The following is a 21,086-nucleotide window of genomic DNA, read 5'->3' as shown; positions in this document are numbered from 1 at the left end:
CATGAGCAATATGCTTGCCCAGTACGTCACCGCTCAGGCCTGCAACAACGCCTGGGCCAACCACCGCCTGCTGAAGGCTTGCGGACAGCTGAGCCAGGCCGAGTTCCAGGCCACGCGCGTCAGCTTTTTCCCCACCATCCAGTCCACCCTGAACCACATCCTCACATGCGACTGGTTTTACCTCGATGCGCTCGAACGCGAGCTGCGCGGCGAAGCGCCACATGCCGACTGCTATGTCTTCTTTGAAAAGGACGAGCCATTTACCGACTGCGCGGCCCTTCACGCGGCGCAGCGCGCGTCGGACCTGCGCCTGATCGCCCATTGCCGCAGCCTGTGCGATGCGGACCTGGCGCGGCCCGTGACGATATTGCGCGACACGCCGCAAGTCGACACGCGACTGCGCATGCTGGCGCATCTGTTCCAGCACCAGATCCACCACCGGGGGCAAGTACACGCCATGCTGGCCGGCACGCGCATCGCGCCGCCGCAGCTCGACGAATTCTATTGCGCCGGCGAGGCGGACGAGCGGGCGCAGGATTTTGCGGAACTGGGCTGGACGGAAGACGCCGTCTGGGGCCAGCGCTGAGTCATTCCCCGGCGTGGCAGCAGACGCACAGCTTGTTGCCATCGAGGTCGCGGAAGTAGGCGCCATAGTAATGGGCGTGGTAATCGGGACGCAGTCCTGGCGGCCCTTCGCACGCGGCGCCCAGCGCCAGCACGGCCTGGTAGCAGCGGTTCACCTGGGCGCGGCTGGCCGCCAGCAAGGCCGTCATCTGTCCATTGCCGGGCGCGGCCGGCAAGCCGTCATGCGGCACCGTCAGCACCAACAGGGGGCGCGGCGCCTCGTTCGCCATCCAGCCGGCCCAGGGTTTGGCCGGGTCGTGGAATTTCTCGATCAAGCCGAGTTCTCCCAGCAGGGTCGTGTAGAAGACGTAGGCGCGTGGAAAGTCGTTGGTGCCGAGGCAAATATGGGACAGCATGCTGCTCCTTGATGAATTCAGGCAGGTGTGCGGCGAAATGCGCCAGCTGATTATAATGGCGCATCGCTTTTTGACACGCTCCCATGCCAGACCTCGACCGCCTTCAGCTACACCCGCCGGCCAGCAGCGACCTTCCCGCCTTGCTGGCCTTTGAACTCGAAAACCGCGCGTATTTTGAAAACTGGGTCACGGCGCGCGCGCCATCCTACTATCACCAGGAAGCCATCGCCGCCGCCATCGAGCAGGCTCAGCGCGAGCGCCAGCAAGACCTCGCCTACCAGTACCTGGCAAAACTGGACGGACAAATCATCGGCCGGGTCAACCTCACGGCCGTTACCCGCCCCTATTTCAATAAAGCAACGCTCGGTTACCGCATCGGCGAACGCTTCGGCGGACGCGGCTACGCCACCCGCGTGGTGGCCCTGCTGCTGGAAGAGGCTTTCGGCCCACTGGAACTGTGGCGCCTGGAAGCGACGGCGCGGCCGCAAAACCTGGGCTCGGTCGCCGTCATGCAGCGCAACGGCTTTCATCAGTATGGCAAGTCGGAACAAGCCATGTTTTTCCAGAATGCCTGGTCGGACTTGCTGTATTTTGAGCGGCGCAACACGCAAGCCATGGCCTGAGATGCCGCATTTTTCCGGCAGCAACGCGACTTTGATACTATCAGGGGCGACTTTGTGCAAACGCAAAGCCGCACCATGATGGACTGATAACTTCAAGGCTCGGGAATCTTCCCAACCTTGCCAAGTCCAACATGAAACTGCGGCTACGCCTGTTCGAACACGTGCTGGTGGTGCTGGCATTGGCCGTCGTCATCTTTGCCGCCGCCATCGTGCTGGCACGGATGACACAGTGGGCGGAAGCGCGGGAACTGCCCGCCTATCTCGTACAAGGCATGCATCTGGTGGGCAAGGTACTGTTTTTCCTGGACGGCTGCATCGTCATTGCCGTCAGCAGCATCCTGGCCGCCCGGCTGTTCCGCATGCTCACCAAGGAGGATTTATGAACGACTTTCACTACCTGCTGACCCTGCGGCATCCGCGCCGCTTCTGGTGCAGCGCCATCGTCATCGCCGTGGTCTCGGCCATCGTGCTGGGGCCCTGGCTCGACAGCAATCCATGGCTGGTGGCGATCCCCTTCGTGGGCGGCGGCTTGCTGGTGGCGCTCGGTGAACTGTGGGATGACATGCACGGCAAGCGGCTGCAGAACGGCGACGACACGCATACACCGTGCCAGCCTCGCTGAAACCGGCGTAGTGATGCGTGCACGCAACAGCGGCACGCCGTCGCGCGCCCTTGCTGGCGCTTTACCGTCCATTTACCTGCGCATTGGCCGCCGTATTGGCACCATTTAAGACTGGCTTCAGCCTCGCCGTGCATCGTGAATATATCGCCAGCAGCCATGGCGCCCCCTTCATCATCACGGGTACAGCCCAGCGAAAGAGCCAACATGAGCACATGGATGCGCGCCAACAAAGGTTTTTTGATGTTTCTCCTGCTGTTCGGCGTGTTCCGCACGGCCGTGGCGGACTGGAATCCCATACCGTCGGCGTCGATGCGCCCCAACCTGCTCGAAGGCGACGTGGTCTTCGTCAACCGCCTGGCATTCAACCTGAAAGTGCCGCTCACCGATATCGTGCTGCAGCGCCTGGGCGAGCCGCAGCGGGGCGACATCGTCACCTTTTCCTCGCCGAAAGACGGCACGCGCTTGATCAAGCGCATCATCGCCCTGCCCGGCGACACGGTGGAAATGCGCAATGAACAGCTGGTCATCAATGGCCAGCCCGCCCAGTACACGGCGCTCGATACGGCGCCGGAGACCATCGCCCACGTGGGCCAGCTGACGGCACAGCGCATCAGCGAACGCAACCAGACCGAGCAGCACCGCATCCAGGTCTTGCCGCAAATCGCCGGTGCGGCCCGCAGCTTTGCCCCCGTGACCGTGCCGGCCGACCATTTCCTCATGTTGGGCGATAACCGCGACAACAGCGCCGACTCGCGCTACTTCGGCTTTGTGCCCCGCGAATTGCTGATCGGCAAGGCCGAGCGCATCCTCGTGTCGGCCAATATCCAGGAGCATTGGCAGCCGCGGCTGCAGCGTTTCGGCATGAAGCTCGAATAAACAGCCCTTGCAACGGCGCCGTGCTTTTCGGTTAGCATGGCGCATCATGCAAAATTTTTCCTCAGCCAGCCAGCAGTCCGCCAGCGACGATCTTGCCCTTGAGCAGTTGGCACAATTCCTGCAGCACCATCCCGACGTGCTGCTGCTGACGGGCGCCGGCATCAGCACGGCGTCCGGCATACCCGACTACCGCGATACAGAAGGCGTGCGGCGCGGCAACGCGCCCGTGCAAGGCCCCGATTTTCGCCGCCAGGAAGCCGTGCGCCGCCGCTACTGGGCACGCAGCATGGTGGGCTGGCCGACCCTGGCGCGCGCCACGCCGAATCCCGGTCACCTGGCCATCGCGCAACTGGCCCAGCGCCAGCACATCGGCGGCCTGGTCACGCAAAACGTGGATGGCCTGCATCAGCAAGCCGGCAGCACCGCCGTCACGGAGTTGCACGGCAGCATACATGGCGTCGTATGCCTCGATTGCCATACCCGTCACACGCGCCGCCTGATCCAGGACCAGCTCGAACGCGACAATCCGCAGCTGCTGGGCGCCACGGCCACGCCGGCGCCCGATGGCGACGCCTTGCTGGAGCCGTCGCAGCTGGCCACCTTCCACGTGCCCGTCTGTCCCCGCTGCGGCGGCACCCTGCAGCCCGACGTGGTATTTTTCGGCGACGGCGTGCCCGCCGCCTGCGCGGCCGAAGCCGAAAGCAAGATGCACACGGCCAGCGCCCTGCTGGTCGTGGGCTCGTCCGTCATGGTGTATTCGAGCTTTCGCCTGTGCCGCATGGCGGCCGAAACGGGCAAGCCCGTGGCCGCCATCAACCTGGGCAAGACGCGCGCCGACCATTTGCTGGCCTTCAAGACCGAAGCCCCGGCACAAGACATCTTGCCTGTATTAGCGGCCATGCTGGGCTGATCCCGAGCCGGCCCTGCGCCGCTCTGGCTATACTGTGAGATTAACGAGGAGAATTCATGCTGGAACTGTTGAGTGAACACGCCTGTTTTGGCGGCGTACAACGCTTTTATCGCCACGACGCGCAAGCCATCGGCTTGCCCATGCGTTTCTCGGCCTTCATTCCCGACACGGCGCCAGGCGCCACGGTCAGCACCAAGCGCCCCGCCCTGTTTTACCTGGCAGGCCTGACCTGCACGGAAGAAACGTTCATGATCAAGGGCGGCGCCCAGCGCGTGGCGGCCGAGGAAGGCTTGATCCTGATCGCGCCCGACACCAGTCCCCGTGGCGCGAACATCGCGGGCGAAAGCGAATCCTGGGATTTCGGCGCGGGCGCCGGCTTTTACGTGGACGCCACCGAGGCGCCATGGCGCAGCCATTATCGGATGTATAGCTACCTGCTGGAACTGCGCGCCCTGCTGGAACAGGAACTGGCGATCGATGCGCAACGCACGGGCATTTTCGGCCACTCGATGGGCGGCCATGGCGCGCTGGTGCTGGCCTTGCGCAATCCTGACCTGTTCCGCTCCGTCTCCGCCTTCGCCCCCATCGCCGCACCGAGCCAGTGTCCGTGGGGCAAGAAGGCGTTTACGGGCTACCTGGGCAGCGATGCGGCCAGCTGGCAGCAGTACGATGCCAGCGCGCTGATGCGCGGCCTGCAGGGCCAGCCACCGCTGTTCCCCGAAGGCATCCTGATCGACCAGGGCCTGGCCGACAAATTCCTGCCCGAACAACTGCACCCCGACGTCTTCGAGGCGGCATGCCGCGATGCAGGCCAGCCATTACGGCTGCGCCGCCATGCCGGCTACGACCACGGCTATTACTTCATCGCCAGCTTCATGGAAGAGCATGTGCGCTTCCATGCGAGGAACTTGCGCGCCATAGAGGAAGCTACCGGAGCAATTTCTTTGATGTCAGTTTTATCATGATACCGTTGATTTCTTAATTAGCAGAATGCATCCTTCCTGCCCCCTGCAATACTAATTCCGTAGCAGAATTTGTGCATTTTTTGCGCACGGAGTCGGTATTGCATCTTTAGGAGAATGAAATGGCAATCTACCAACGTAATGGTCTTTGGCACTGGCGCAAAGTAGTCGATGGCGTAACGCTTACCTGACAGAAATGCGCAACGAAAAACCTCCCGGGGAACTTACACATTGCCATCCAACAGGCCATGCTCATTGGCAAACTCTTCCTCAGCATTAATCAGTTGTCGCTTGCCTCGCTGAAGAAAGTTATCGAGATCGATTACCTTGTCGAACTCCATATTTAGATCACGTTTCAGATCATCTAAAGAAGCGGCCTTTTGAATTTCATGGAAAATCTTGAAAAGTAAGGAACTTGCAATATGAATGTCCCGCTCATGCTTAAGCAGTATCTCTGACAGAGTATTAGGCAAGTCACTAAAAGGTACGGAAGTCACCCTAGCCTTGAAACGCTCGTCGGAAGCCAAATCTCTTTCGATTTTTTCAAGGCCGTCGGTGGTCTGCGCTCGTTCGAGCGAATTTATACCATGCTCAAATTCATCTCTTTGCTTCCGCTCTCTTCGAGCTTGATAGACTTCACGCATCTCCGGATTTTTTTCAGCGTAAGCTTGCAAAGCATTGACGGCCCATTCGGGACAACGTCGACTACTCCGTTTGCCTGTTTGGGCCACCCAAGACTGAAGCGTCCGCTCCGAAACATTTCTTCCTGTTAAGTCTTTCAGGATGTATGCCGCTGCCGTAAAGTCTCCGCCAAAAACACGTTCAAGTAATTGCCGCATGAGCACCTTTAATTCCCCATCCCTTATTACTACTTTCAGTTCCGAAAGTAGTAATAGGACCTGAGATTCGGCTCCTTTAGGTGCCCCATCTGCCAACGAAATACCGACGTCATCAGACGAATAATCAATATTAAAAATGCAATTTGTTGGTATGTGAATTGCTTTTTTACTAGGGTACTGGTACTCCCATTCCATAATTTCTCCATTTGTGCGCACATTTGTACGCACAAATAGTGGCACATAAGTTCAGTATTAACAAGAACATTTGCATCGTCGATACATGGAGGCGAAATGTCATGTCAAGTCTTAGAGGGTGTAGACAAAATCAATATCGGAGTTGTGGCATGCTATCGCGATGTGGGAGGAGCATGCCATGGCAACGAAATCTCCACTCGACGGCACGGAGCCGTCAAGCAGAGCCGGCGGCAGACCACCTGCGTTGAAGCCTGAGCATATCGCAGTTTTACACGATATCTTGATGGAGCGCGCAGGCCAGCTTGCAAGAAATCGCCGACGAACTTCATCACCGCTGTGCTTTACGCGTGTGCGCAGCAACGATTCGTCGCGCGCTAGGTATCGTACGGCTCAAGCCGGTACACCGGACCTTCGCTGTGCGAGCCGAAGGAACGAAGCGGTATGGCTACACAGCAGCCCACAGGCGCGAGGCCATCTCGCCACACAGCACCAACCTGACAGATGCGGAATGGGAGCTGGTTGCCGATTTGTTCGAACGTATGCCGGGACAGCGCGGCAAGCCCGTGCGTTACAGTCGCCGCGATCTCGTCCACGCGTGTTCTTACGTGCTGCGCACCGGCTGCGCATGGCGGCCGCTACCGGAGCGTTTCCACCCTGGCACGCGGTCTACAAGGCGTTTTCGCGCTGGGTTGGCGCAGGTGTATTCGAACAGATGCAAGACCGGCTGCGCGAACAATGGCGTATCCGCATGGGGCCAGCAAGTACGCCAAGCGCGGCGGTAATTGATGCACAGTCCCCCCGTATCTCGCCACAAGGTGGCGAAAGCGGATTTGATGCAGGCAAGAAGATCAAAGGGCGCAAGCGTCATCTCGTGGTCGATACGATGGGGCTGCTCATCGCAGTGTCGGTCACCGCCGCGAGCGTGCATGACCGGGCTGCGCTACAAATGCCGCATTCATGGTTCTTCCCATGCGCTGGGTCGTCGAAAGGACCCATGCGTGGACTGAACGCTGGCGCCGCACGGTAATGCCTCACGACCGCAAACTCGATGTCTCGGTAGCTTGGGGTTGGTTGGCTGAAGCGCGTATGCTACTCAACAGACTCGCTTATAAGAGTTGATTTCGTCTACACCCTGTTATAGAGATGAGACGAAATTTTTCCGGTTGTTCTTTGTTCTAGACCAAAGAATTGATATTCAGCGCTCTTCTGTAGACTGATTGATCGTTAATGCCTGTGCTAAACCATCAAAAACTGGGTGTTATTCAAAAAAATGCCCGTTAATTCTGGGCATTTCAGCGCTATTAGGCGCAGTTGCCTGATCAGACGCTACTGCGCCGTACTGGTATGCCCGTTGAAATGCCGCGTATACCAGTCCGTTGCCAGCAGGGCCGCCTGGTGGCGCGTGTCGGGGCCGCCGGGGGCGGCGATTTGTTCCAGTTGTTTGTCACAGCGCAAGGTGGCGAACGCCATGCGGTTCAGGCCAGCCACATCGGGGTCGCGGCCGCCCACGATCAGCAGCGACGGCACGCGCACGTTTTCCAGCGCCGCCTTGCCGGCCATTTCCACTTGGCCATCGCAGACGGCCAGCGCGGCGATCTCCGCGCTGCGCCAAGCCGCCAGCTGCATCACGACGGCTGCGCTGGTGCCATAGCCGTACAGGCCGCAGGGCAAGCGCCGCGTGGACGGGTCGACTTGCAGCCAGCCCAGGGCTTTTTCCAGTTGGCGCGCCAGCAACACGATATCGCTGCGCACGAAATACGCATGGCCATTGCTGCCGCCGCCAGGCCCGACGCCGGCCTGGTCGAAGCGCAGGGTGGCGATGCCCGCTCGCAAAAAATCCTGGGAAGTGGCGTGGCTGGAGGCGCCCAGATAGTCGCTGTCGGCGCCTGCGCCGTGGGCAAACAGGACGATGCCCACCGGCCGCTCGGGCATGTCGAGCACGCCATCCATTTGAAGTTCATCGGCCGTAATGCTGACAAATTGTTCTTGCATGGTTGCCTCCGCAATCGAGCTGGGATCTTGCCGGGCCGGGCACAGCCTGCATGCCCACGGCGGCTAACCTCAGTGTAGCAGCCTGCGCCCGTTCACGCGCGGCGCACGTCAAATTCGCCGCGCGTCCGCATCAGACGGCGCCGTGCCGGTCCAGCCCCTTGAGCACGGCTTCCGGACGGATCGGCAAATGCCGTACGCGCGAAGCGACGGCGGCAAAGATGGCGTTGCCGATCGCCGGCGCCACGGCCGTCGTGGGTGGTTCGCCCATGCCCGTAGCCGTGTGCGTACTGGCAACAAATTCGATATCGAGTTCGGGCACGTCGGCCATGCGCAGCGGCGTGTAGGTATTCAGGTTGGTATCCTTCACTTCGCCGTTGAGGAAGGCCGTGCCTTCATGCAAGGCCATGCTCACGCCCCACAGGGCGCCCCCTTCCGCCTGCGCCAGCGCGCCATCGGGGTCGACGATGCTGCCCGCGTCGATCACCATGAACAGCTTTTCGACTTTCACCATGCAAGTGCTGCGGTCCACTTTCACTCTAGCAACACAGGCCGTCCAGGTGGGCATGTCGCGTTCCTGGCCGAACGTGGCGGCGATGCCCAGGCCCGTGTCGGGCGGCATGGCCGTGCCCCAACCTGCTTTTTCCGCCACGCGCCGCAGCACATGGGCCAGGCGGGCCGCGCCGCCGACGGCGTTCGGCGCGCTGCCCGCGTTGCGACCCGCAGCCTGCAGCAGGGATAAACGGAAGGCCAGCGGATCGACCTTGGCCGCCTGCGCCGCCTCGTCCATAAAACTTTCCACAGCCCAATTCGTCCAGCCCGGGCCAACGGAGCGCAGCCAGCCGGGGCGGAAACTGCTGTTGGCCAAATCGTTCGACACGGCACGCACGCGCTGCGCGCCCACCGTGTACCAGTGGTCGGCGCCGGCGATGGCAAACGGGTCATACGGATGGCCTTGCTTATCCTTGGCCAGGAAGGCGGGAATCATCGCTTGCGTGGGCCAGCCAGCGCTCGCTTCGTGCACCATCGCCGACACCTTGCCCGCGCCGTCGAACGCCATGCGCACATGCTGCACGGAGGGCGAACGGGGCGAATCGAAACGGGCGTCGTCGGATCGCGTGCAAATCATCTTGACGGGGCGACCCACGGCTTGCGCGGCCAGCGCGGCCGGCACGCAATAATCGCCATTCAGGCGCCGCCCGAAGCCGCCACCGAGCAGATAGGTATGCAGCATCACCTTGCTCTCGGGCACCTTCAACGCTTGCGCCAGCACGGGCAGGATCAGCGATTGCCACTGGTTGCCCGCATGAATGTGCCAGACACCGTCGATTTCCTGCGCCAGCGCATTCACCGGTTCCAGCTGGAAATGCAGCACGGTGCTGGTCGTGTAGTGGCGTTCCAGCTGCAGGCTGGCATCGTTGAACGCTTGCTCCACGCCATCATCATCGACGACGCGGGCGCCCAGGCTGGCATCGGCCAGTTGCTTGGTGGCATAGTTGACAATATCCTGTTCCGCCACGTGGGCCGCCGCGCCGGCCCGCCATTTCACTTGCACCAGGTCGGCCGCGCGCATGGCCGCCGCATACGTTTCGGCCACCACCATGACCCAGCCGGGCACAGTGCCGCTGGGGTCTTGCAAGGCGAACGAACGCAGGTAGCCCTGCACCTTCCTGGCCGCCGAGTCATCGATGGACACCACTTTCGCGCCGTAGCGCGTGGGCGGGATCTTCGGGCGTGCAAACAGCATGCCCTCGATTTCCGCATCGATGCCATACACGGCCGTGCCATTGATTTTCGCGGGAATGTCCAGCGCCTGCACCTGCTGGCCGATCAGGCTGCGCTGCCGCGGCGTTTTCAGCACGATGGCTTTCAGTTGCCCGGGCGTGTACTGGCGCGCCAGCTTGCCACGGCGCACGATGTCGCCATAGCTGATCGAGCGCCCACGGCCATGCACGACGCCCAGCCTGGCGTGGCAGGCGGACACGGGCAGGCGCAACAGGCGCGCCCCCTCCTCGACCAGCGCGAGGCGCCCGGCCGCGCCGGCACGGCTGAGCGGATCGAAATTCTGCCACACGGACCAGCTGCCGCCCGTCACCATCAAGCCCCATTTCGGATCCGTGTCCACGTAATGCAGGCGTACTTTGCTCCAGTCCGCTTCCAGCTCCTCGGCCACGATGCGCGCCAGCGCCGTACCGATGTGCTGGCCCATTTCCGCCTTGGCGATGTTGACGGTGACGATGCCGTCGCGGCCGATCTGGAACCAGATGCTGGGATCGAACACGGGCGCAACGGTTTGTTTCGACGGCACGGATGCCGCCTTGCCAGCAGCCAGGGAGCTGTCGGCGCGCAGGAAGGCCATGGTAAAACCCGTGCCGGCGGCGGCGATCAGGAAACCGCGCCGGCCCAGCGCGCTGGGGCGGGCAGCTGAATTTTCTTTCGGTAACTTAAACACCGGGCGCCTCCTGCATGCCGGCCGCCAGTTTAATGGCCTTGCGGATGCGCACATACGCCATGCAGCGGCACAGGTTGCCGCTCATGACGGCATCGATATTCGCATCCGTCGGCTGCGGATAATCTTTCAATAGTGTGGCCGCTTGCATGATCTGGCCCGACTGGCAATAGCCGCACTGGGGCGCTTGCGTGGCCAGCCACGCCCGCTGCAGCGGGTGCGTGCCATCGGGCGACAGGCCTTCGATGGTGGTGATGGCGCAGCCGGCCACGGCGGCAATCGGCGTGATGCACGAGCGCATGGCGCGGCCATCCACGTGCACGGTGCAGGCGCCGCACATGCCGATGCCGCAGCCAAACTTCGTGCCTTTTAATGTAACTTCGTCGCGCAGCACCCACAGCAGGGGCGTCTCGGCGTTGGCCTCGGTGCCGAAGGGCTGGCCATTGACAATAAGGTTATACATAAGTGTTATACATAAGAAACTTTCAAGAATTACTTGCCGGCGCGCGCGCGTGCCACGGCCGCTTCCAGATTCGTCCAGGCCGGCTGGTGGCTGCGGCTGCGGCGCAGATAGGCGGCCAGCTGGGCCACGTCGTTATCCGTCAGCGAGGCGGCAAAGCCGGGCATCAGCACGCCGGGCATGGCGTCATCCTTGCTGATGCCGTGCAATATCACCTGGATCAGGTTGGCGGGATCGGGCGCGCTGACGGCGCTGTTCAAGCTCAGTTCCGGCCGCAGGGCCGCAGGCTTGCCATCGCTGTTCGAATGGCACGACGCGCAGGCGGCCACGTACAGGCTGGCGCCACGGTCGTTGTCGACCAGGCTGACGCGCTGCGAGCGCTCGATGCCAGCTTTCACCACGGTATCGGTATCGACCTGGCGTTGTTCCGCCCCGGCCAGGCCGGCAAAATACGTTGCCAGCGCGCGGATATCGCTATCGGGCGAAGCGCCCATGCCTTCGTGCACGACGGCCGACATGGGGCCTGCCGCCACGCCGTGCAGGGCCGTCGCCCCCGTGCGCAAAAAGGCGTACAGCTCGTCCTGCGTCCACGGCAAGGGCGCCGTATTGGCGCTGGTCAAGGCCGGCGCATACCAGTGGTCGATGGACGCGCCCAGATACGACGAGCCGGCCAGCTCGGCGCCCAGCGCATTGCGCGGCGTGTGGCAGGCGGCGCAATGGGCCAGGCCTTCGGCCAGGTAGCGGCCCCGGTTCCAGTCCAGGCCTTGCGCAGGATCAAGCTGGAACGTCGCTGGCTTGAAAAACAGCAGCTTCCAGCCTGCCTGCAAGGGACGCAAGTTCAGGGGGAAAGGCACGCTGTTGGCGGGCGCGGCCGCATACACGGGCGGGCGCGTCATGACATACGCGTACAGGGCCGTCAGGTCGGCATCCGAGACAAGATTAAAATGGGTGTACGGAAAGACCGGATACAAATGGGCGCCGTCGCGACCCACGCCTTCGCGCATGGCCCGCTGGAAGGCGGCCAGCGACCAGCGGCCGATGCCCGTTTGCCGGTCGGGCGTGATATTCGTCGCGTATATCGTGCCGAACGGCGTGGCCAGGCCGTGGCCGCCCGCATACTCGGCGCCACCCTGGGCCGTGTGGCAGGCGGCGCAATTGCCCATGCCCGCCAGGATGCGCCCACGCTCCACCACTTGCGGGGAAAAGGCCGTGGCGGCAGGCGGATCGATGGGCGCCAGCGCGGGGCGCCAGTAATACAGGTACGCGGCCAGGGCCGCCACGATGAGCAATGCCAGCGACAGCAGCAAGCCGGTGAAGATTTTCTTGAGCAAAACAGGAGTCCGGTAAGAGGTCAGGCACGCGCCTGCCGCGCACGGACGGCGGCAGCAGGGCAGATTGTGGCAATGAATGGGAGAATCTTACCGCGATTGTGACTTGTTGTATGTACGCAATGACACGCAGGCGATGCCTGCAGGCGGGCTGCGCCTTATAATCAGCGTTTCAGCACGCCGCCGCTCCTTCATGCATACCGTTACCATCATCCTTATCCTCGTGTTGACCGTCGTCCTGTGCGGCTTTCTCGCCCGCTCGCGCTGGGTCAAGCTACCGCTGCCGCTGATTCAGATCGCCGGCGGCACGGGATTGGCCGTGTTTGGCGTGCAAGTGCCGCTCGATCCCGACATTTTCTTCCTGCTCTTCATTCCGCCGCTGCTGTTTCTCGATGGCTGGCGCATTCCCAAGGGCGCCTTCTTTTCCGACGCGCGCTCGATCCTGATGCTGGCCATCGGCCTGGTACTGTTTACGGTGCTGGGCATGGGCTTTTTCATCGACTGGCTGATTCCCAGCGTGCCGCTGGCCGTCGCCTTCGCGCTGGGCGCCATCCTGTCGCCGACGGACCCCGTGGCCGTCTCGGCGATTGCCGCCGGCAACCCGATCCCGCCGCGCCTGATGCACATCCTCGAAGGCGAATCCCTGCTCAACGACGCGTCGGGCCTCGTCTGCTTCACGTTTGCCGTGGGCGCCATGATGACGGGCGGCTTTTCCATCGGCGCCGCCTCGCTCAGCTTCCTGCAGGAAGCGGGCGGCGGCATCATCATCGGCCTGGCCATCTCCTGGGGCGTGGGCCTGGCGAATAAATGGCTGGTGAGCAAGGTGGGCGAAGAGCCGGGCCTGCAAATTCTCATCAGCATCCTGATCCCGTTCGCCGCCTACCTGGGCGCCGAGCAAATCCACGGTTCCGGCATCCTGGCCGCCGCCACGGCGGGCGTGTCCATGCATTACGCCGACCTGATCGGCCGCCCGCTGGCCGCCACGCGCACCCAGCGCAAGGCCGTGTGGGATACCGTGCAACTGGTCTTGAATGGCGTGATCTTCGTCATGCTGGGCGCGCAACTGCCCACCACCGTTGCCGGCTTGCCGGCCGCCTCCGCCGAAATCGGCGCCGGCAGCGCCTGGAAACTGCCGCTGTTCGTCATCGCCATCACGGTGGGACTGACCTTCATGCGCTTCCTGTGGGTCTTCATTTCCATGAAGCTGACCCTGTTCAAGCACCACAAGAAGGTGGCGGGCGAACCGAAGGACGCGGCGCTGCTGGCCCGTCCCAGCCTGCGCTTGCTGCTGGTGGCGTCGTTCGCGGGCGTGCGCGGCGCGCTGACCCTGGCCGGCATCCTGACCCTGCCCTTGTTCTTGCCCGACGGCACGCGCTTTCCCGCGCGCGACCTCGTCATCTTCCTCGCCATGGGGGTGATTTTATTGTCGCTGCTGCTGGCCAGCGTCACCCTGCCCCTGCTGACCAAGGGCCTCGTGTTCGCGCCGCCCGCGCGCCGTTCGACGGAAGAGCGCAACGCCCGCGCCGCTGCCGCCGAAGCGGCCATCGCGCGGCTGGAAAAAGTGTGCGAAGGCATCGACAAGAATGACAAGCAGCAAGTCGTCACGGAGGCGGCCAACCGCCTGATCGAAGCCTACCGGCGCCGCCTGGCGTATGGCGAAAGCAGCAACGACGAGGCGATGCGGCTGCAGGAACTGGCCAAGGCCGAGCGGGCGCTGCGCCTGGAAGCGCTCAATGCGGAGCGGGACGAACTGTTCCGCCGCCGCATCTCGGGCGAACTGGACGACACCATCCATTTGCGCCTGCTGCGCGAAATCGACTTGCTGGAAGCGACATTGGAAGAATAGCAACACTCTGGCGCGGCATGGCAGTGTTGATAAGTAATTCTCATGGCAAAGAATGCAAGTTTTAACATTCGTGTTTATAATGCAAGGTTTATGGCGTAGCGCCGTGATTTACTTTCAACAGGGACTTCCGTAGAGTCTGTGTTGCTGCGTAACTATTTGAATAGCCATCCGACCTGCATAAAGACACCGACGCCGTGCCCTCCTCTTCCCGCCACCGGCAGCGCCCAGCGCCGCCCGTCCTGCTCGCTGTCGTGCTGCTGGCCTCGCTGCTCGCCTGCGCTGCGCTGGCGCCGCGCGACGCGTGGGCGCAATCGGGCGCGGCGGTGGACGCCAGGCGTCCCGCTGAGGTGGCCCAGGTCCTGTTCGGCATCATCAGCTATGTGCGCTGGCCCGTGGCGCGCCAGGAAGTGCGCGTCTGCATGCTCGGCGCGCCCCGCTACGGCGCGGCCATCGTCGACAAGCCCGCTTCCAGCCTGGGCCAGCGCATCCGCGTGAAAATCCCGGCGGTGGCCAGCACGGCCGGCGAATGCGACGTCGTCTACATGGGCAGCCTGCCCGAGGGCGAACGCGAGCATCTGCTGGCGCAGATCATCGGCAAGCCGATCTTGTCGGTCGCCGAACCGGGCACCTCCTGCACCGTGGGCACCATGTTCTGCCTGCGCCTGAACGAGGCGCAGATCGGTTTTGACGTCAACCTCGACGCCATCGCCCGCAGCGGCCTGCGCGTGCATCCGAACGCCTTGCAAATTGCACGTCGCAAGGGACCGCCGCCATGAGCGCCCGCCTGAGCAACAAGCCTACCCGCCAGCCCCGCCCCACGCTCGACAGCGTGCTGCGGCGCGCCCACCTGAGCGTGTCGCTGATCGCCGTGCTGGCGGCCGGCCTGACCCTGACGGCCGTGGCGCTGCTGGCCCTGCGCGTGTATTCGGACCAGAACCTGCGCCTGGTGGCCCGCTCGATGAGCTACACGGTGGAAGGGGCCGTCGTCTTTGGCGATTCCATGGCCGCCAGGGAAGCACTGGCCCTGATCGGCGTGAATGAAGATATCGACCAGGCGCAAGTGAGCGACATGGCCGGCAAAGTGCTGGCCCGCTGGGAACGGGGCGAACACGGCACGCGCTACTACATCGAACGCGCGCTGACGGGCTGGATGCTGCCCGATTCGCTGACCTTCCCCATCACGCGCAATGAACAGGCCATCGGCAGCATCAAGCTGGTGCCGCACAGCCGCAGCCTGCTGCCCTTCCTGCTCAGCGGCCTGACCTGCCTGCTCGCCTGCCTGGTACTGAGCCTGGTCGTCGCCGTGCGCCTGTCGCGCCGCATGGAAACGGAGATCACGTCGCCGCTGCGCCACCTGGCGGAAACGGCGCACCGCGTGCGGCGCGACCGCTCGTTCGAACTGCGCGTGCCGCCAGCCAATATCGCCGAACTGAACCAGATCAATGACGACTTCAACGCCCTGCTCGACGAACTGGAAGCATGGCAAAGCCATCTGCAGAAGGAACACGCCTCGCTGTCGCACCGCGCCAACCACGACAGCCTGACGGGCCTGTCGAACCGCGCCTTCATGGAAGCGGAACTGGAACGCGCCATCCTCGACGCGCGGGTCGGCAATGGCAAGGTGGCCGTGCTGTTCCTCGACAGCGACCGTTTCAAATACATCAACGACACCTTCGGCCACGCCTCGGGCGACCGGGTGCTGGTGACGATCGCCGCGCGCATCAAGCAGCAATTGCGCGAAGGCGACCTGGTGGCGCGCCTGGGCGGCGACGAATTCGCCATCCTGCTCAAGCCGCTGCGCAACAGCAGCGACGCCATGCACATCGCCGACAACATCATCGCAGCCATGGCGCAAGCCATTGAACTGCCCACTGGCAACAGCATCGTCAGCTCGCTGACCATCGGCGTGGCCGTCTTCCCCGATCACGCCATCGACGCCGTCTCGCTGGTGGGCGCGGCGGACGAAGCCATGTACCGCGCCAAGCAGGCGCAACGCGGCACGCGCCAGGTCGCGCGCCTGCCGCAACCCCATATTCACCCCTGAACCAAGGAGCAACACCATGCAATCCATCTACACGCAATTACGCCGCGGCTTCCTCGGCTTGTTCATGCTGGGCCTGCTGGCCGCCTGCCAGAGCACGCCAGAGACCAAACCCGTGTTCAACGCCGAGCAAGTCGCCACCCTGAAGGAGCAAGGCTTCAACCAGACGGACGAAGGCTGGGAACTGAGCTTTACCGACAAGCTGCTGTTCGAGTTCGACGCCGCCAAACTGATCCCGCCCAGCCGCGTCGCCATCCAGAAAATCAGCGCCGCCCTGCTGAAAGTGGGCATCACCCACATGCGCGTGGAAGGCCATACGGATAACGAAGGCACGGAAGCGTACAACAACAAGCTGTCGCTGGCGCGCGCCAACGTGGTGGCCGACGCCATGAGCGCCTCGGGCATTCCACGCGACAACATCACCGTCAAGGGCCTGGGCATGAGTAAACCCGTGGCCTCGAACGCCAGCAAGACGGGCAAGGCGGAAAACCGCCGCGTCACCGTCATCGTGTCGGCGCCTTGATCATGGGCGTGCCCGCCGTGCGCTGGGTCGTGATGGGCGTGTCCGGCTGCGGCAAGAGCGCCGTCAGCAGCCTGCTGGCCGACGCCTTGCACGTGCCCTACGTGGAAGGCGACGATGTGCACTCCCCGGAAAACGTGGCCAAGATGGCGGCCGGCATCGCGCTCGACGATGCCGACCGGGCCGGCTGGCTGGCCGCCCTGCGCGAGCGCATCGCCACGGCCCGCGCGCAAGGCAGCGGCATCGTCGTCTCCTGCTCGGCCCTGAAGCGCGCCTACCGCGACGTGCTGCGCGCAGGCGACCCGGCCCTGCGCTTTGTCCACCTGGACGGCCCGCGCGCCGTGCTGGAAAGCCGCCTGCAGCGCCCTGGCCATTTCATGCCGGCCAGCCTGCTCGACAGCCAGCTGGCCACCCTGCAGCCCCTGCAGGCGGACGAAGCCGGCATCGTGCTCGATATCCGCCAGCCGCTGGCCGTGCTGGTGGAACAGATCCTGCAAGCGCCCTGAGCGGCGGCCGCGCGGCTGGACAGCCCGCGCCCCCCTGTGTAGACTGGCGCGCACTTTCATGAGGGATTTTATGAGCACACCAACGACAAAACCAGCACCGGGCCCGGAATTCTGGGAACGCGCCGACCAGGTCATCGCCCTGGCCAATGAGCAATGCATGCACAGCGGCGGCAATGAAGTGGCCACCTCGCTGCTGTACGCGGCCGCCCGCTTCAACGCCTTCCTCGTCGCCAGCAAGAGCAACGACGTGGCCAAGATGCAGGAAGAAAAGGAAGGCGCCGTGGCCTTCTTCACGGAACAGTACAAGCGCATGCTGACCGACAACTTCAACGACTACATCACCAACTTCGACAAATACACGCAACCATCGTCGGCCCCCAAGGGTTGATGACGGCGGCCAGCCTGGATGGCCACCGCGCCCGCGCCAGCCACGCCGATAGCGTGCTGAACGGTACGGTGCGCTTTGCGCCGTTGCCATCGCTATGGCTGGCCGCCATGCTGGCCGGCGCCGTGACTGGCGCCCTGTGCTTCTTCAGCTGGACGGGCGTGGCGCTGTTTATCGTCAGCACGGCCATCGTCCTGCTGTTCGGCCATTCGCTGGGCAGCCACCGCAAACTGATCCACGACAGCTTTGCATGCCCAAAATGGCTGGAATACCTGCTCGTGTACCTGGGCGTGCTGGTGGGCCTGAGCGGCCCGCTGGCCTTGCTGCGCCAGCATGAGCTGCGCGACTATGCGCAGCGCCTGCCCGCTTGCCACCCCTATCTGCGCCACGGCGCCGGCTTCTGGCGCGATGCGTGGTGGCAACTGCATTGCCGTCTGGACCTCGGCCACCCGCCGCACATCGCCATCGAAGCGCGCATCGCGCACGACCGCTTTTACCGCTTTCTGGAAAGAAGCTGGATGCTGCAGCAACTGCCGTGGGCCGTGCTGTTCTACGTCTGGGGCGGCTGGGGCCTGGTCTGCTGGGGCGTCTGCGCGCGGGTCAGCGCCGGCGTGCTCGGCCACTGGCTGATCGGCTACTTCGCCCACAACCATGGCCAGATGCATTTTCATGTCGATGGCGGCGCCGTGCAAGGCAGGAATATCCGCCTGACGTCGCTGCTGACCATGGGCGAATGCTGGCACAACAACCATCACGCGTATCCGGGTTCAGCCAGGCTGGGCCTGCTGCCGGGCGAATGGGACCCGGGCTGGTGGATGCTGCTGCTGTTGCGGCGCCTGGGCCTCGTGTCCGGCCTGCGCCTGCCGCAAGACCTGGCGCCGCGGCCGGAACTGCGCCGGCTCGACGGCTCCAACGATCAGGCGTCGTCCTGGCCAGCCAGGTAATTGTTCTTCACACGCACGTAGTGCTCCGCTGAATAGCGCAGGTAGGCGATCTCCGCCTCCGTGAGCGCGCGCACCTTGGCGGCGGGGCGGCCCACGTACAAATGGCCGCTTTCCAGCACCTTGCCCGGCGACACCAGGCTGCCCGCGCCCAGCATCACGTGCTTTTCCACCACCACGTCATCCATAACGATGCTGCCCATGCCGATCAGGCACTCGTCGCCGATGGTGCAGCCGTGCAAGATCACGGAATGGCCGATGGTCACGTATTTGCCGATGGTCAAGGGTGAACCGTCGGGCTTGGCCGCATTTTTGTGCGACACATGGCCCATGGAAAAGTCCTGGATATTGCTGCCTTCGCCGATGACGATGCGGTTGACGTCGCCGCGCAGCACGCTGTTGCACCAGATGGAGCAGTCGTCGCCGATCTGCACGTCGCCAATCACTTGCGCCGTGTCATGCAGGTAGACGCGCTCGCCCACGACGGGGCGGGTATTCAGATAGGAACTTATGGGCATAGTCTTCTCGTTTCTTCAATATTAAACAACAGGATTCACACCCAGCCGGCGGCCAGCGCAAAAATCGCCAGACCATGGGCCAGGGACGCGCCCAGCAAGCCGGCACGGCAATATACCAGCCCCGCCACCACGCCTTCGATCACGGTGAACACGACGATGGGCGCACCCACCTGCGTGACGGTGGTGGCAAGAAAAGCGTGGCACAGGCCAAACAGCAGGCCCGACACGAGCGCCGCGCGCCAGGCCGGCAGCCAGGCGCGCAATTGCTGCTGCAGCAAGCCGCGAAACAGCAATTCCTCATAACAGTTGGCGGCCAGCGCAAAACCCAGCAGCAAGGGCAGCAGCGATGGCGCGACGGGTGGCAGGGACGGCAAGGCAAACAGGGCTTTCAAGCCCATGGCCAGCGCGACGATCACGCAAGCGCCCGCCACGCCCAGCAGCACGGACAGGGCCGGGCGCATGCCCAGCCAATGGATCTGGCGACGCGCCTCGCTTTCCAGCCAGCATGTGGAGACCACCAGCCCCAGCGACATGGCGCCCAGCGCCAGCAAGACCAGCGGCGGCGCCGTAAAACGCAAGCCGCCCGCCGCCACTTGCCAGTAGCCATGCGCCGTCATGGCGTCGCGCGCCAGCACGAAAAACAGTATGTGCACGAGCACGCGCAGCAGCGGCACGGTACGTGAAGTTGCCAACAGCAAGACGGCGCAGACGAGGAAGGCGGGCGTGATCGCCAGCAGATACTGCGCCAGGGAAGTCAGGTCGGCCATCGCTCACATCGGGAAAAGGACGGTGCCAACGGGCACGGGCGCAGCAATTGTATGCGGCGGCGGGCAACATGGGCAACCTGTCTTGCTATGCCGCCTTGCGCCAGCCATGCATCAGCCCATGCGCCGCCAGCCCGGCCGCCAGCCCCCACAGGGCGCCGCCCACGCCCAGCAGGGTCACGTTCGCGGCCGTCGCCAGGAAAGTAATCAGGGCCGTTTCGCGCATGCGCACGTCCGCCATGGCCTGCGCCAGGCTGTTGCCGATGGCGCCCAGCAAGGCCAGGCCCGCCAGCGCCGTGATGAAGGGGCGCGGCAAGACCATGAACAGGCTGGCCAGGGTCACGCCGAAGACGCCCACCAGAATGTACAGCACGCCGCACGCCAGGCCCGCGACATAGCGCTTCGACGGGTCCGCATGCGCATCCTTGCCCGTGCAGATGGCGGCCGTGATGGCGGCCACGTTGAAGGCATGCGCGCCGAATGGCGCCATGAGCAGCGAGCCGAGGCCCGTCACCGTCAGAATCGGATTGGCGCTGACCTGGTAGCCGTCATTGCGCAGCACCAGCATGCCGGGCATGTATTGCCCCGTCAGGGTGATCAGGAACAGGGGCAACGCCACGCCCAGCAGGGACGCCACGGAAAAGCGCGGCATCTCGAACACGGGCGCGGCCAGGGCCAGTGCTATGCCTTGCGCATCGATGCGCCCCTGCGCCAGCAGCAGGGCCAGGCCGATCAGCATGATGCCCACGACGGCAAAGCGTGCCGTGAAACGGCGCAGCACGGCGTACGACAGCAGCAATACCACGACCAGTACGGGATCGGCGCTGGCGCCGCCGAATGCATTTACGCCAAACTGCAGCAGGATGCCGGCCAGCAAGCCGGCCGCGATGCCACCGGGGATCAGGCGCACGAGGCGCTCGAAGGCGCCGGACATGCCCAACAAAATGAAGGCGATGGCGGACACGATATAGGCGCCGATCACCTCGGCATATGGCGTGTGCGGCATCACCGTGGCCAGGAAGGCCACGCCGGGCGTGGACCAGGCCGTGATGATGGGCGCGCGGTAACGGTAGCTGAGCCAGATGCCCGTCACGCCCACGCCGATGCTCAGCGACCAGACCCAGGACGCCGTCTGCGCCGCACTCAGCTGGGCCAACTGGGCCGCCTGGAACACCAGCACGAAGGTACCGCCATAGTTGACTAGGACGGAAATGAAGGCGGCCATGGCGGGAGATGCCAGGTCGCGCCAGCGCGCCCGCTCGGCCATGGCGGTTGTTGTGGTTGTTGTCATGTATATGCCTCTGCCATTGAAAGCGAGCATATTAATGGTTA

General features: G+C 63.6%; 23 protein-coding genes and 1 pseudogene. 15 read left to right on the top strand and 9 right to left on the bottom strand.

Annotated features, from left to right (window positions below; genetic code table 11):
- Window position 1 precedes the first annotated feature (1 nt).
- On the top strand, window positions 2–586 hold the full coding sequence (locus FG13_RS01280; RefSeq protein ID WP_035817686.1) for a DinB family protein: 585 nt from the start codon (window positions 2–4) through the stop codon (window positions 584–586).
- Window position 587: 1 nt separating this feature from the next.
- Here FG13_RS01280 and FG13_RS01275 read toward each other — a convergent pair whose 3' ends face one another.
- Window positions 588–980, bottom strand: a complete 393-nt coding sequence (locus FG13_RS01275) for a VOC family protein (protein WP_035817684.1) — start codon at window positions 978–980, stop codon at window positions 588–590.
- 83 nt (window positions 981–1,063) lie between these two features.
- Here FG13_RS01275 and FG13_RS01270 point away from each other — a divergent pair, with 83 nt between their 5' ends.
- The 6 genes from FG13_RS01270 (at window position 1,064) to fghA (ending at window position 4,976) form a co-directional block, all read left to right on the top strand.
- The gene (locus tag FG13_RS01270; RefSeq protein ID WP_051958336.1) at window positions 1,064–1,603 is read left to right on the top strand and encodes a GNAT family N-acetyltransferase; all 540 of its coding nucleotides are present in this window, start codon (window positions 1,064–1,066) and stop codon (window positions 1,601–1,603) included.
- Between the two features lie 131 nt (window positions 1,604–1,734).
- Window positions 1,735–1,986: a hypothetical protein gene (locus tag FG13_RS01265; protein WP_035817681.1), complete on the top strand. Its 252-nt coding sequence runs from the start codon at window positions 1,735–1,737 to the stop codon at window positions 1,984–1,986.
- Entirely contained in the window at window positions 1,983–2,225 is a 243-nt protein-coding gene (locus tag FG13_RS01260) for a hypothetical protein (protein ID WP_035817677.1), read from the top strand. The genes FG13_RS01265 and FG13_RS01260 overlap by 4 nt, the downstream gene beginning before the upstream one ends.
- Before the next feature lie 204 nt (window positions 2,226–2,429).
- Window positions 2,430–3,101 (top strand): signal peptidase I, encoded by a 672-nt coding sequence (lepB, locus tag FG13_RS01255; protein ID WP_035817675.1) that lies wholly within the window; start codon window positions 2,430–2,432, stop codon window positions 3,099–3,101.
- A 46-nt stretch (window positions 3,102–3,147) separates the two neighbouring features.
- Window positions 3,148–4,011, top strand: coding sequence for an NAD-dependent protein deacetylase (locus FG13_RS01250; protein ID WP_035817671.1), 864 nt, complete (start codon window positions 3,148–3,150; stop codon window positions 4,009–4,011).
- A gap of 56 nt (window positions 4,012–4,067) precedes the next feature.
- Window positions 4,068–4,976 (top strand): S-formylglutathione hydrolase, encoded by a 909-nt coding sequence (gene fghA, locus FG13_RS01245; RefSeq protein ID WP_051958333.1) that lies wholly within the window; start codon window positions 4,068–4,070, stop codon window positions 4,974–4,976.
- Between the two features lie 221 nt (window positions 4,977–5,197).
- Here fghA and FG13_RS29825 read toward each other — a convergent pair whose 3' ends face one another.
- Window positions 5,198–6,007, bottom strand: coding sequence for a hypothetical protein (locus FG13_RS29825; protein WP_035817669.1), 810 nt, complete (start codon window positions 6,005–6,007; stop codon window positions 5,198–5,200).
- A gap of 178 nt (window positions 6,008–6,185) precedes the next feature.
- On the opposite strand from FG13_RS29825, the pseudogene FG13_RS29260 reads away from it, so the two are divergent.
- Window positions 6,186–7,126: pseudogene (locus FG13_RS29260) on the top strand (IS5 family transposase).
- Window positions 7,127–7,333: 207 nt separating this feature from the next.
- On the opposite strand, the gene FG13_RS01235 reads toward FG13_RS29260, so the two are convergent.
- From FG13_RS01235 to FG13_RS01220, 4 genes are all read right to left on the bottom strand, one after another.
- Window positions 7,334–7,999, bottom strand: a complete 666-nt coding sequence (locus tag FG13_RS01235) for a dienelactone hydrolase family protein (RefSeq protein WP_051958330.1) — start codon at window positions 7,997–7,999, stop codon at window positions 7,334–7,336.
- Between the two features lie 130 nt (window positions 8,000–8,129).
- A complete protein-coding gene (locus FG13_RS01230; RefSeq protein ID WP_035817667.1) occupies window positions 8,130–10,448 on the bottom strand; it encodes a xanthine dehydrogenase family protein molybdopterin-binding subunit in 2,319 nt (772 codons plus the stop codon).
- Window positions 10,441–10,908 (bottom strand): (2Fe-2S)-binding protein, encoded by a 468-nt coding sequence (locus FG13_RS01225; protein ID WP_152598642.1) that lies wholly within the window; start codon window positions 10,906–10,908, stop codon window positions 10,441–10,443. The genes FG13_RS01230 and FG13_RS01225 overlap by 8 nt, the downstream gene beginning before the upstream one ends.
- A 29-nt stretch (window positions 10,909–10,937) precedes the next feature.
- Entirely contained in the window at window positions 10,938–12,236 is a 1,299-nt protein-coding gene (locus FG13_RS01220) for a cytochrome c (protein WP_035817663.1), read from the bottom strand.
- Between the two features lie 190 nt (window positions 12,237–12,426).
- On the opposite strand from FG13_RS01220, the gene FG13_RS01215 reads away from it, so the two are divergent.
- The 7 genes from FG13_RS01215 (at window position 12,427) to FG13_RS01185 (ending at window position 18,475) form a co-directional block, all read left to right on the top strand.
- Window positions 12,427–14,079: a Na+/H+ antiporter gene (locus tag FG13_RS01215; protein WP_035826789.1), complete on the top strand. Its 1,653-nt coding sequence runs from the start codon at window positions 12,427–12,429 to the stop codon at window positions 14,077–14,079.
- A gap of 194 nt (window positions 14,080–14,273) precedes the next feature.
- Entirely contained in the window at window positions 14,274–14,855 is a 582-nt protein-coding gene (locus FG13_RS01210) for a YfiR family protein (protein WP_051958328.1), read from the top strand.
- Window positions 14,852–16,123: a diguanylate cyclase domain-containing protein gene (locus FG13_RS01205; RefSeq protein WP_035817659.1), complete on the top strand. Its 1,272-nt coding sequence runs from the start codon at window positions 14,852–14,854 to the stop codon at window positions 16,121–16,123. Before FG13_RS01210 ends, FG13_RS01205 begins: the two co-directional genes overlap by 4 nt.
- Window positions 16,124–16,139: 16 nt before the next feature.
- Window positions 16,140–16,643 carry an OmpA family protein gene (locus FG13_RS01200; RefSeq protein WP_035817656.1) on the top strand — a complete coding sequence of 168 codons (504 nt, stop codon included), beginning with the start codon at window positions 16,140–16,142 and terminating at the stop codon, window positions 16,641–16,643.
- Between the two features lie 2 nt (window positions 16,644–16,645).
- Window positions 16,646–17,146, top strand: coding sequence for a gluconokinase (locus FG13_RS01195; RefSeq protein WP_035826783.1), 501 nt, complete (start codon window positions 16,646–16,648; stop codon window positions 17,144–17,146).
- Between the two features lie 70 nt (window positions 17,147–17,216).
- On the top strand, window positions 17,217–17,534 hold the full coding sequence (locus tag FG13_RS01190; protein WP_034782889.1) for a DUF3144 domain-containing protein: 318 nt from the start codon (window positions 17,217–17,219) through the stop codon (window positions 17,532–17,534).
- Entirely contained in the window at window positions 17,534–18,475 is a 942-nt protein-coding gene (locus FG13_RS01185; RefSeq protein WP_035817655.1) for an acyl-CoA desaturase, read from the top strand. The genes FG13_RS01190 and FG13_RS01185 overlap by 1 nt, the downstream gene beginning before the upstream one ends.
- On the opposite strand, the gene FG13_RS01180 is transcribed toward FG13_RS01185, so the two are convergent.
- The 3 genes from FG13_RS01180 to FG13_RS01170 form a co-directional block, all read right to left on the bottom strand.
- Window positions 18,448–18,990: a gamma carbonic anhydrase family protein gene (locus tag FG13_RS01180; protein ID WP_035817652.1), complete on the bottom strand. Its 543-nt coding sequence runs from the start codon at window positions 18,988–18,990 to the stop codon at window positions 18,448–18,450. The two genes, FG13_RS01185 and FG13_RS01180, sit on opposite strands and share 28 nt — an antisense overlap.
- 35 nt (window positions 18,991–19,025) lie before the next feature.
- Complete coding sequence (locus FG13_RS01175) at window positions 19,026–19,757, bottom strand: CPBP family intramembrane glutamic endopeptidase (protein WP_051958325.1); 732 nt, start codon at window positions 19,755–19,757, stop codon at window positions 19,026–19,028.
- Window positions 19,758–19,842: 85 nt separating this feature from the next.
- The gene (locus FG13_RS01170) at window positions 19,843–21,045 is read right to left on the bottom strand and encodes a benzoate/H(+) symporter BenE family transporter (RefSeq protein WP_051958323.1); all 1,203 of its coding nucleotides are present in this window, start codon (window positions 21,043–21,045) and stop codon (window positions 19,843–19,845) included.
- Between the last annotated feature and the right edge of the window lie 41 nt (window positions 21,046–21,086).

The sequence above is a fragment of the Janthinobacterium sp. RA13 genome, from assembly GCF_000745325.1.
Lineage (GTDB): Bacteria > Pseudomonadota > Gammaproteobacteria > Burkholderiales > Burkholderiaceae_D > Janthinobacterium > Janthinobacterium rivuli.
This window is presented reverse-complemented; position numbering and strand designations above follow the sequence as displayed.

Excerpts from the sequence above, each read along its gene's own strand:
- FG13_RS01215 (WP_035826789.1), top strand. The coding sequence starts at position 12,427 with ATGCATACCGTTACCATCATCCTTATCCTCGTGTTGACCGTCGTCCTG.
- FG13_RS01175 (WP_051958325.1), bottom strand. The coding sequence starts at position 19,757 with ATGGCCGACCTGACTTCCCTGGCGCAGTATCTGCTGGCGATCACGCCC.
- FG13_RS01250 (WP_035817671.1), top strand. The coding sequence starts at position 3,148 with ATGCAAAATTTTTCCTCAGCCAGCCAGCAGTCCGCCAGCGACGATCTT.
- FG13_RS01200 (WP_035817656.1), top strand. The coding sequence starts at position 16,140 with ATGCAATCCATCTACACGCAATTACGCCGCGGCTTCCTCGGCTTGTTC.
- lepB (WP_035817675.1), top strand. The coding sequence starts at position 2,430 with ATGAGCACATGGATGCGCGCCAACAAAGGTTTTTTGATGTTTCTCCTG.
- FG13_RS01265 (WP_035817681.1), top strand. The coding sequence starts at position 1,735 with ATGAAACTGCGGCTACGCCTGTTCGAACACGTGCTGGTGGTGCTGGCA.
- FG13_RS01235 (WP_051958330.1), bottom strand. The coding sequence starts at position 7,999 with ATGCAAGAACAATTTGTCAGCATTACGGCCGATGAACTTCAAATGGAT.
- FG13_RS01190 (WP_034782889.1), top strand. The coding sequence starts at position 17,217 with ATGAGCACACCAACGACAAAACCAGCACCGGGCCCGGAATTCTGGGAA.
- FG13_RS01260 (WP_035817677.1), top strand. The coding sequence starts at position 1,983 with ATGAACGACTTTCACTACCTGCTGACCCTGCGGCATCCGCGCCGCTTC.
- FG13_RS01205 (WP_035817659.1), top strand. The coding sequence starts at position 14,852 with ATGAGCGCCCGCCTGAGCAACAAGCCTACCCGCCAGCCCCGCCCCACG.
- FG13_RS01275 (WP_035817684.1), bottom strand. The coding sequence starts at position 980 with ATGCTGTCCCATATTTGCCTCGGCACCAACGACTTTCCACGCGCCTAC.
- FG13_RS29825 (WP_035817669.1), bottom strand. The coding sequence starts at position 6,007 with ATGGAATGGGAGTACCAGTACCCTAGTAAAAAAGCAATTCACATACCA.
- FG13_RS01185 (WP_035817655.1), top strand. The coding sequence starts at position 17,534 with ATGACGGCGGCCAGCCTGGATGGCCACCGCGCCCGCGCCAGCCACGCC.
- FG13_RS01280 (WP_035817686.1), top strand. The coding sequence starts at position 2 with ATGAGCAATATGCTTGCCCAGTACGTCACCGCTCAGGCCTGCAACAAC.
- FG13_RS01180 (WP_035817652.1), bottom strand. The coding sequence starts at position 18,990 with ATGCCCATAAGTTCCTATCTGAATACCCGCCCCGTCGTGGGCGAGCGC.
- FG13_RS01225 (WP_152598642.1), bottom strand. The coding sequence starts at position 10,908 with ATGTATAACCTTATTGTCAATGGCCAGCCCTTCGGCACCGAGGCCAAC.
- FG13_RS01270 (WP_051958336.1), top strand. The coding sequence starts at position 1,064 with ATGCCAGACCTCGACCGCCTTCAGCTACACCCGCCGGCCAGCAGCGAC.
- fghA (WP_051958333.1), top strand. The coding sequence starts at position 4,068 with ATGCTGGAACTGTTGAGTGAACACGCCTGTTTTGGCGGCGTACAACGC.
- FG13_RS01195 (WP_035826783.1), top strand. The coding sequence starts at position 16,646 with ATGGGCGTGCCCGCCGTGCGCTGGGTCGTGATGGGCGTGTCCGGCTGC.
- FG13_RS01170 (WP_051958323.1), bottom strand. The coding sequence starts at position 21,045 with ATGACAACAACCACAACAACCGCCATGGCCGAGCGGGCGCGCTGGCGC.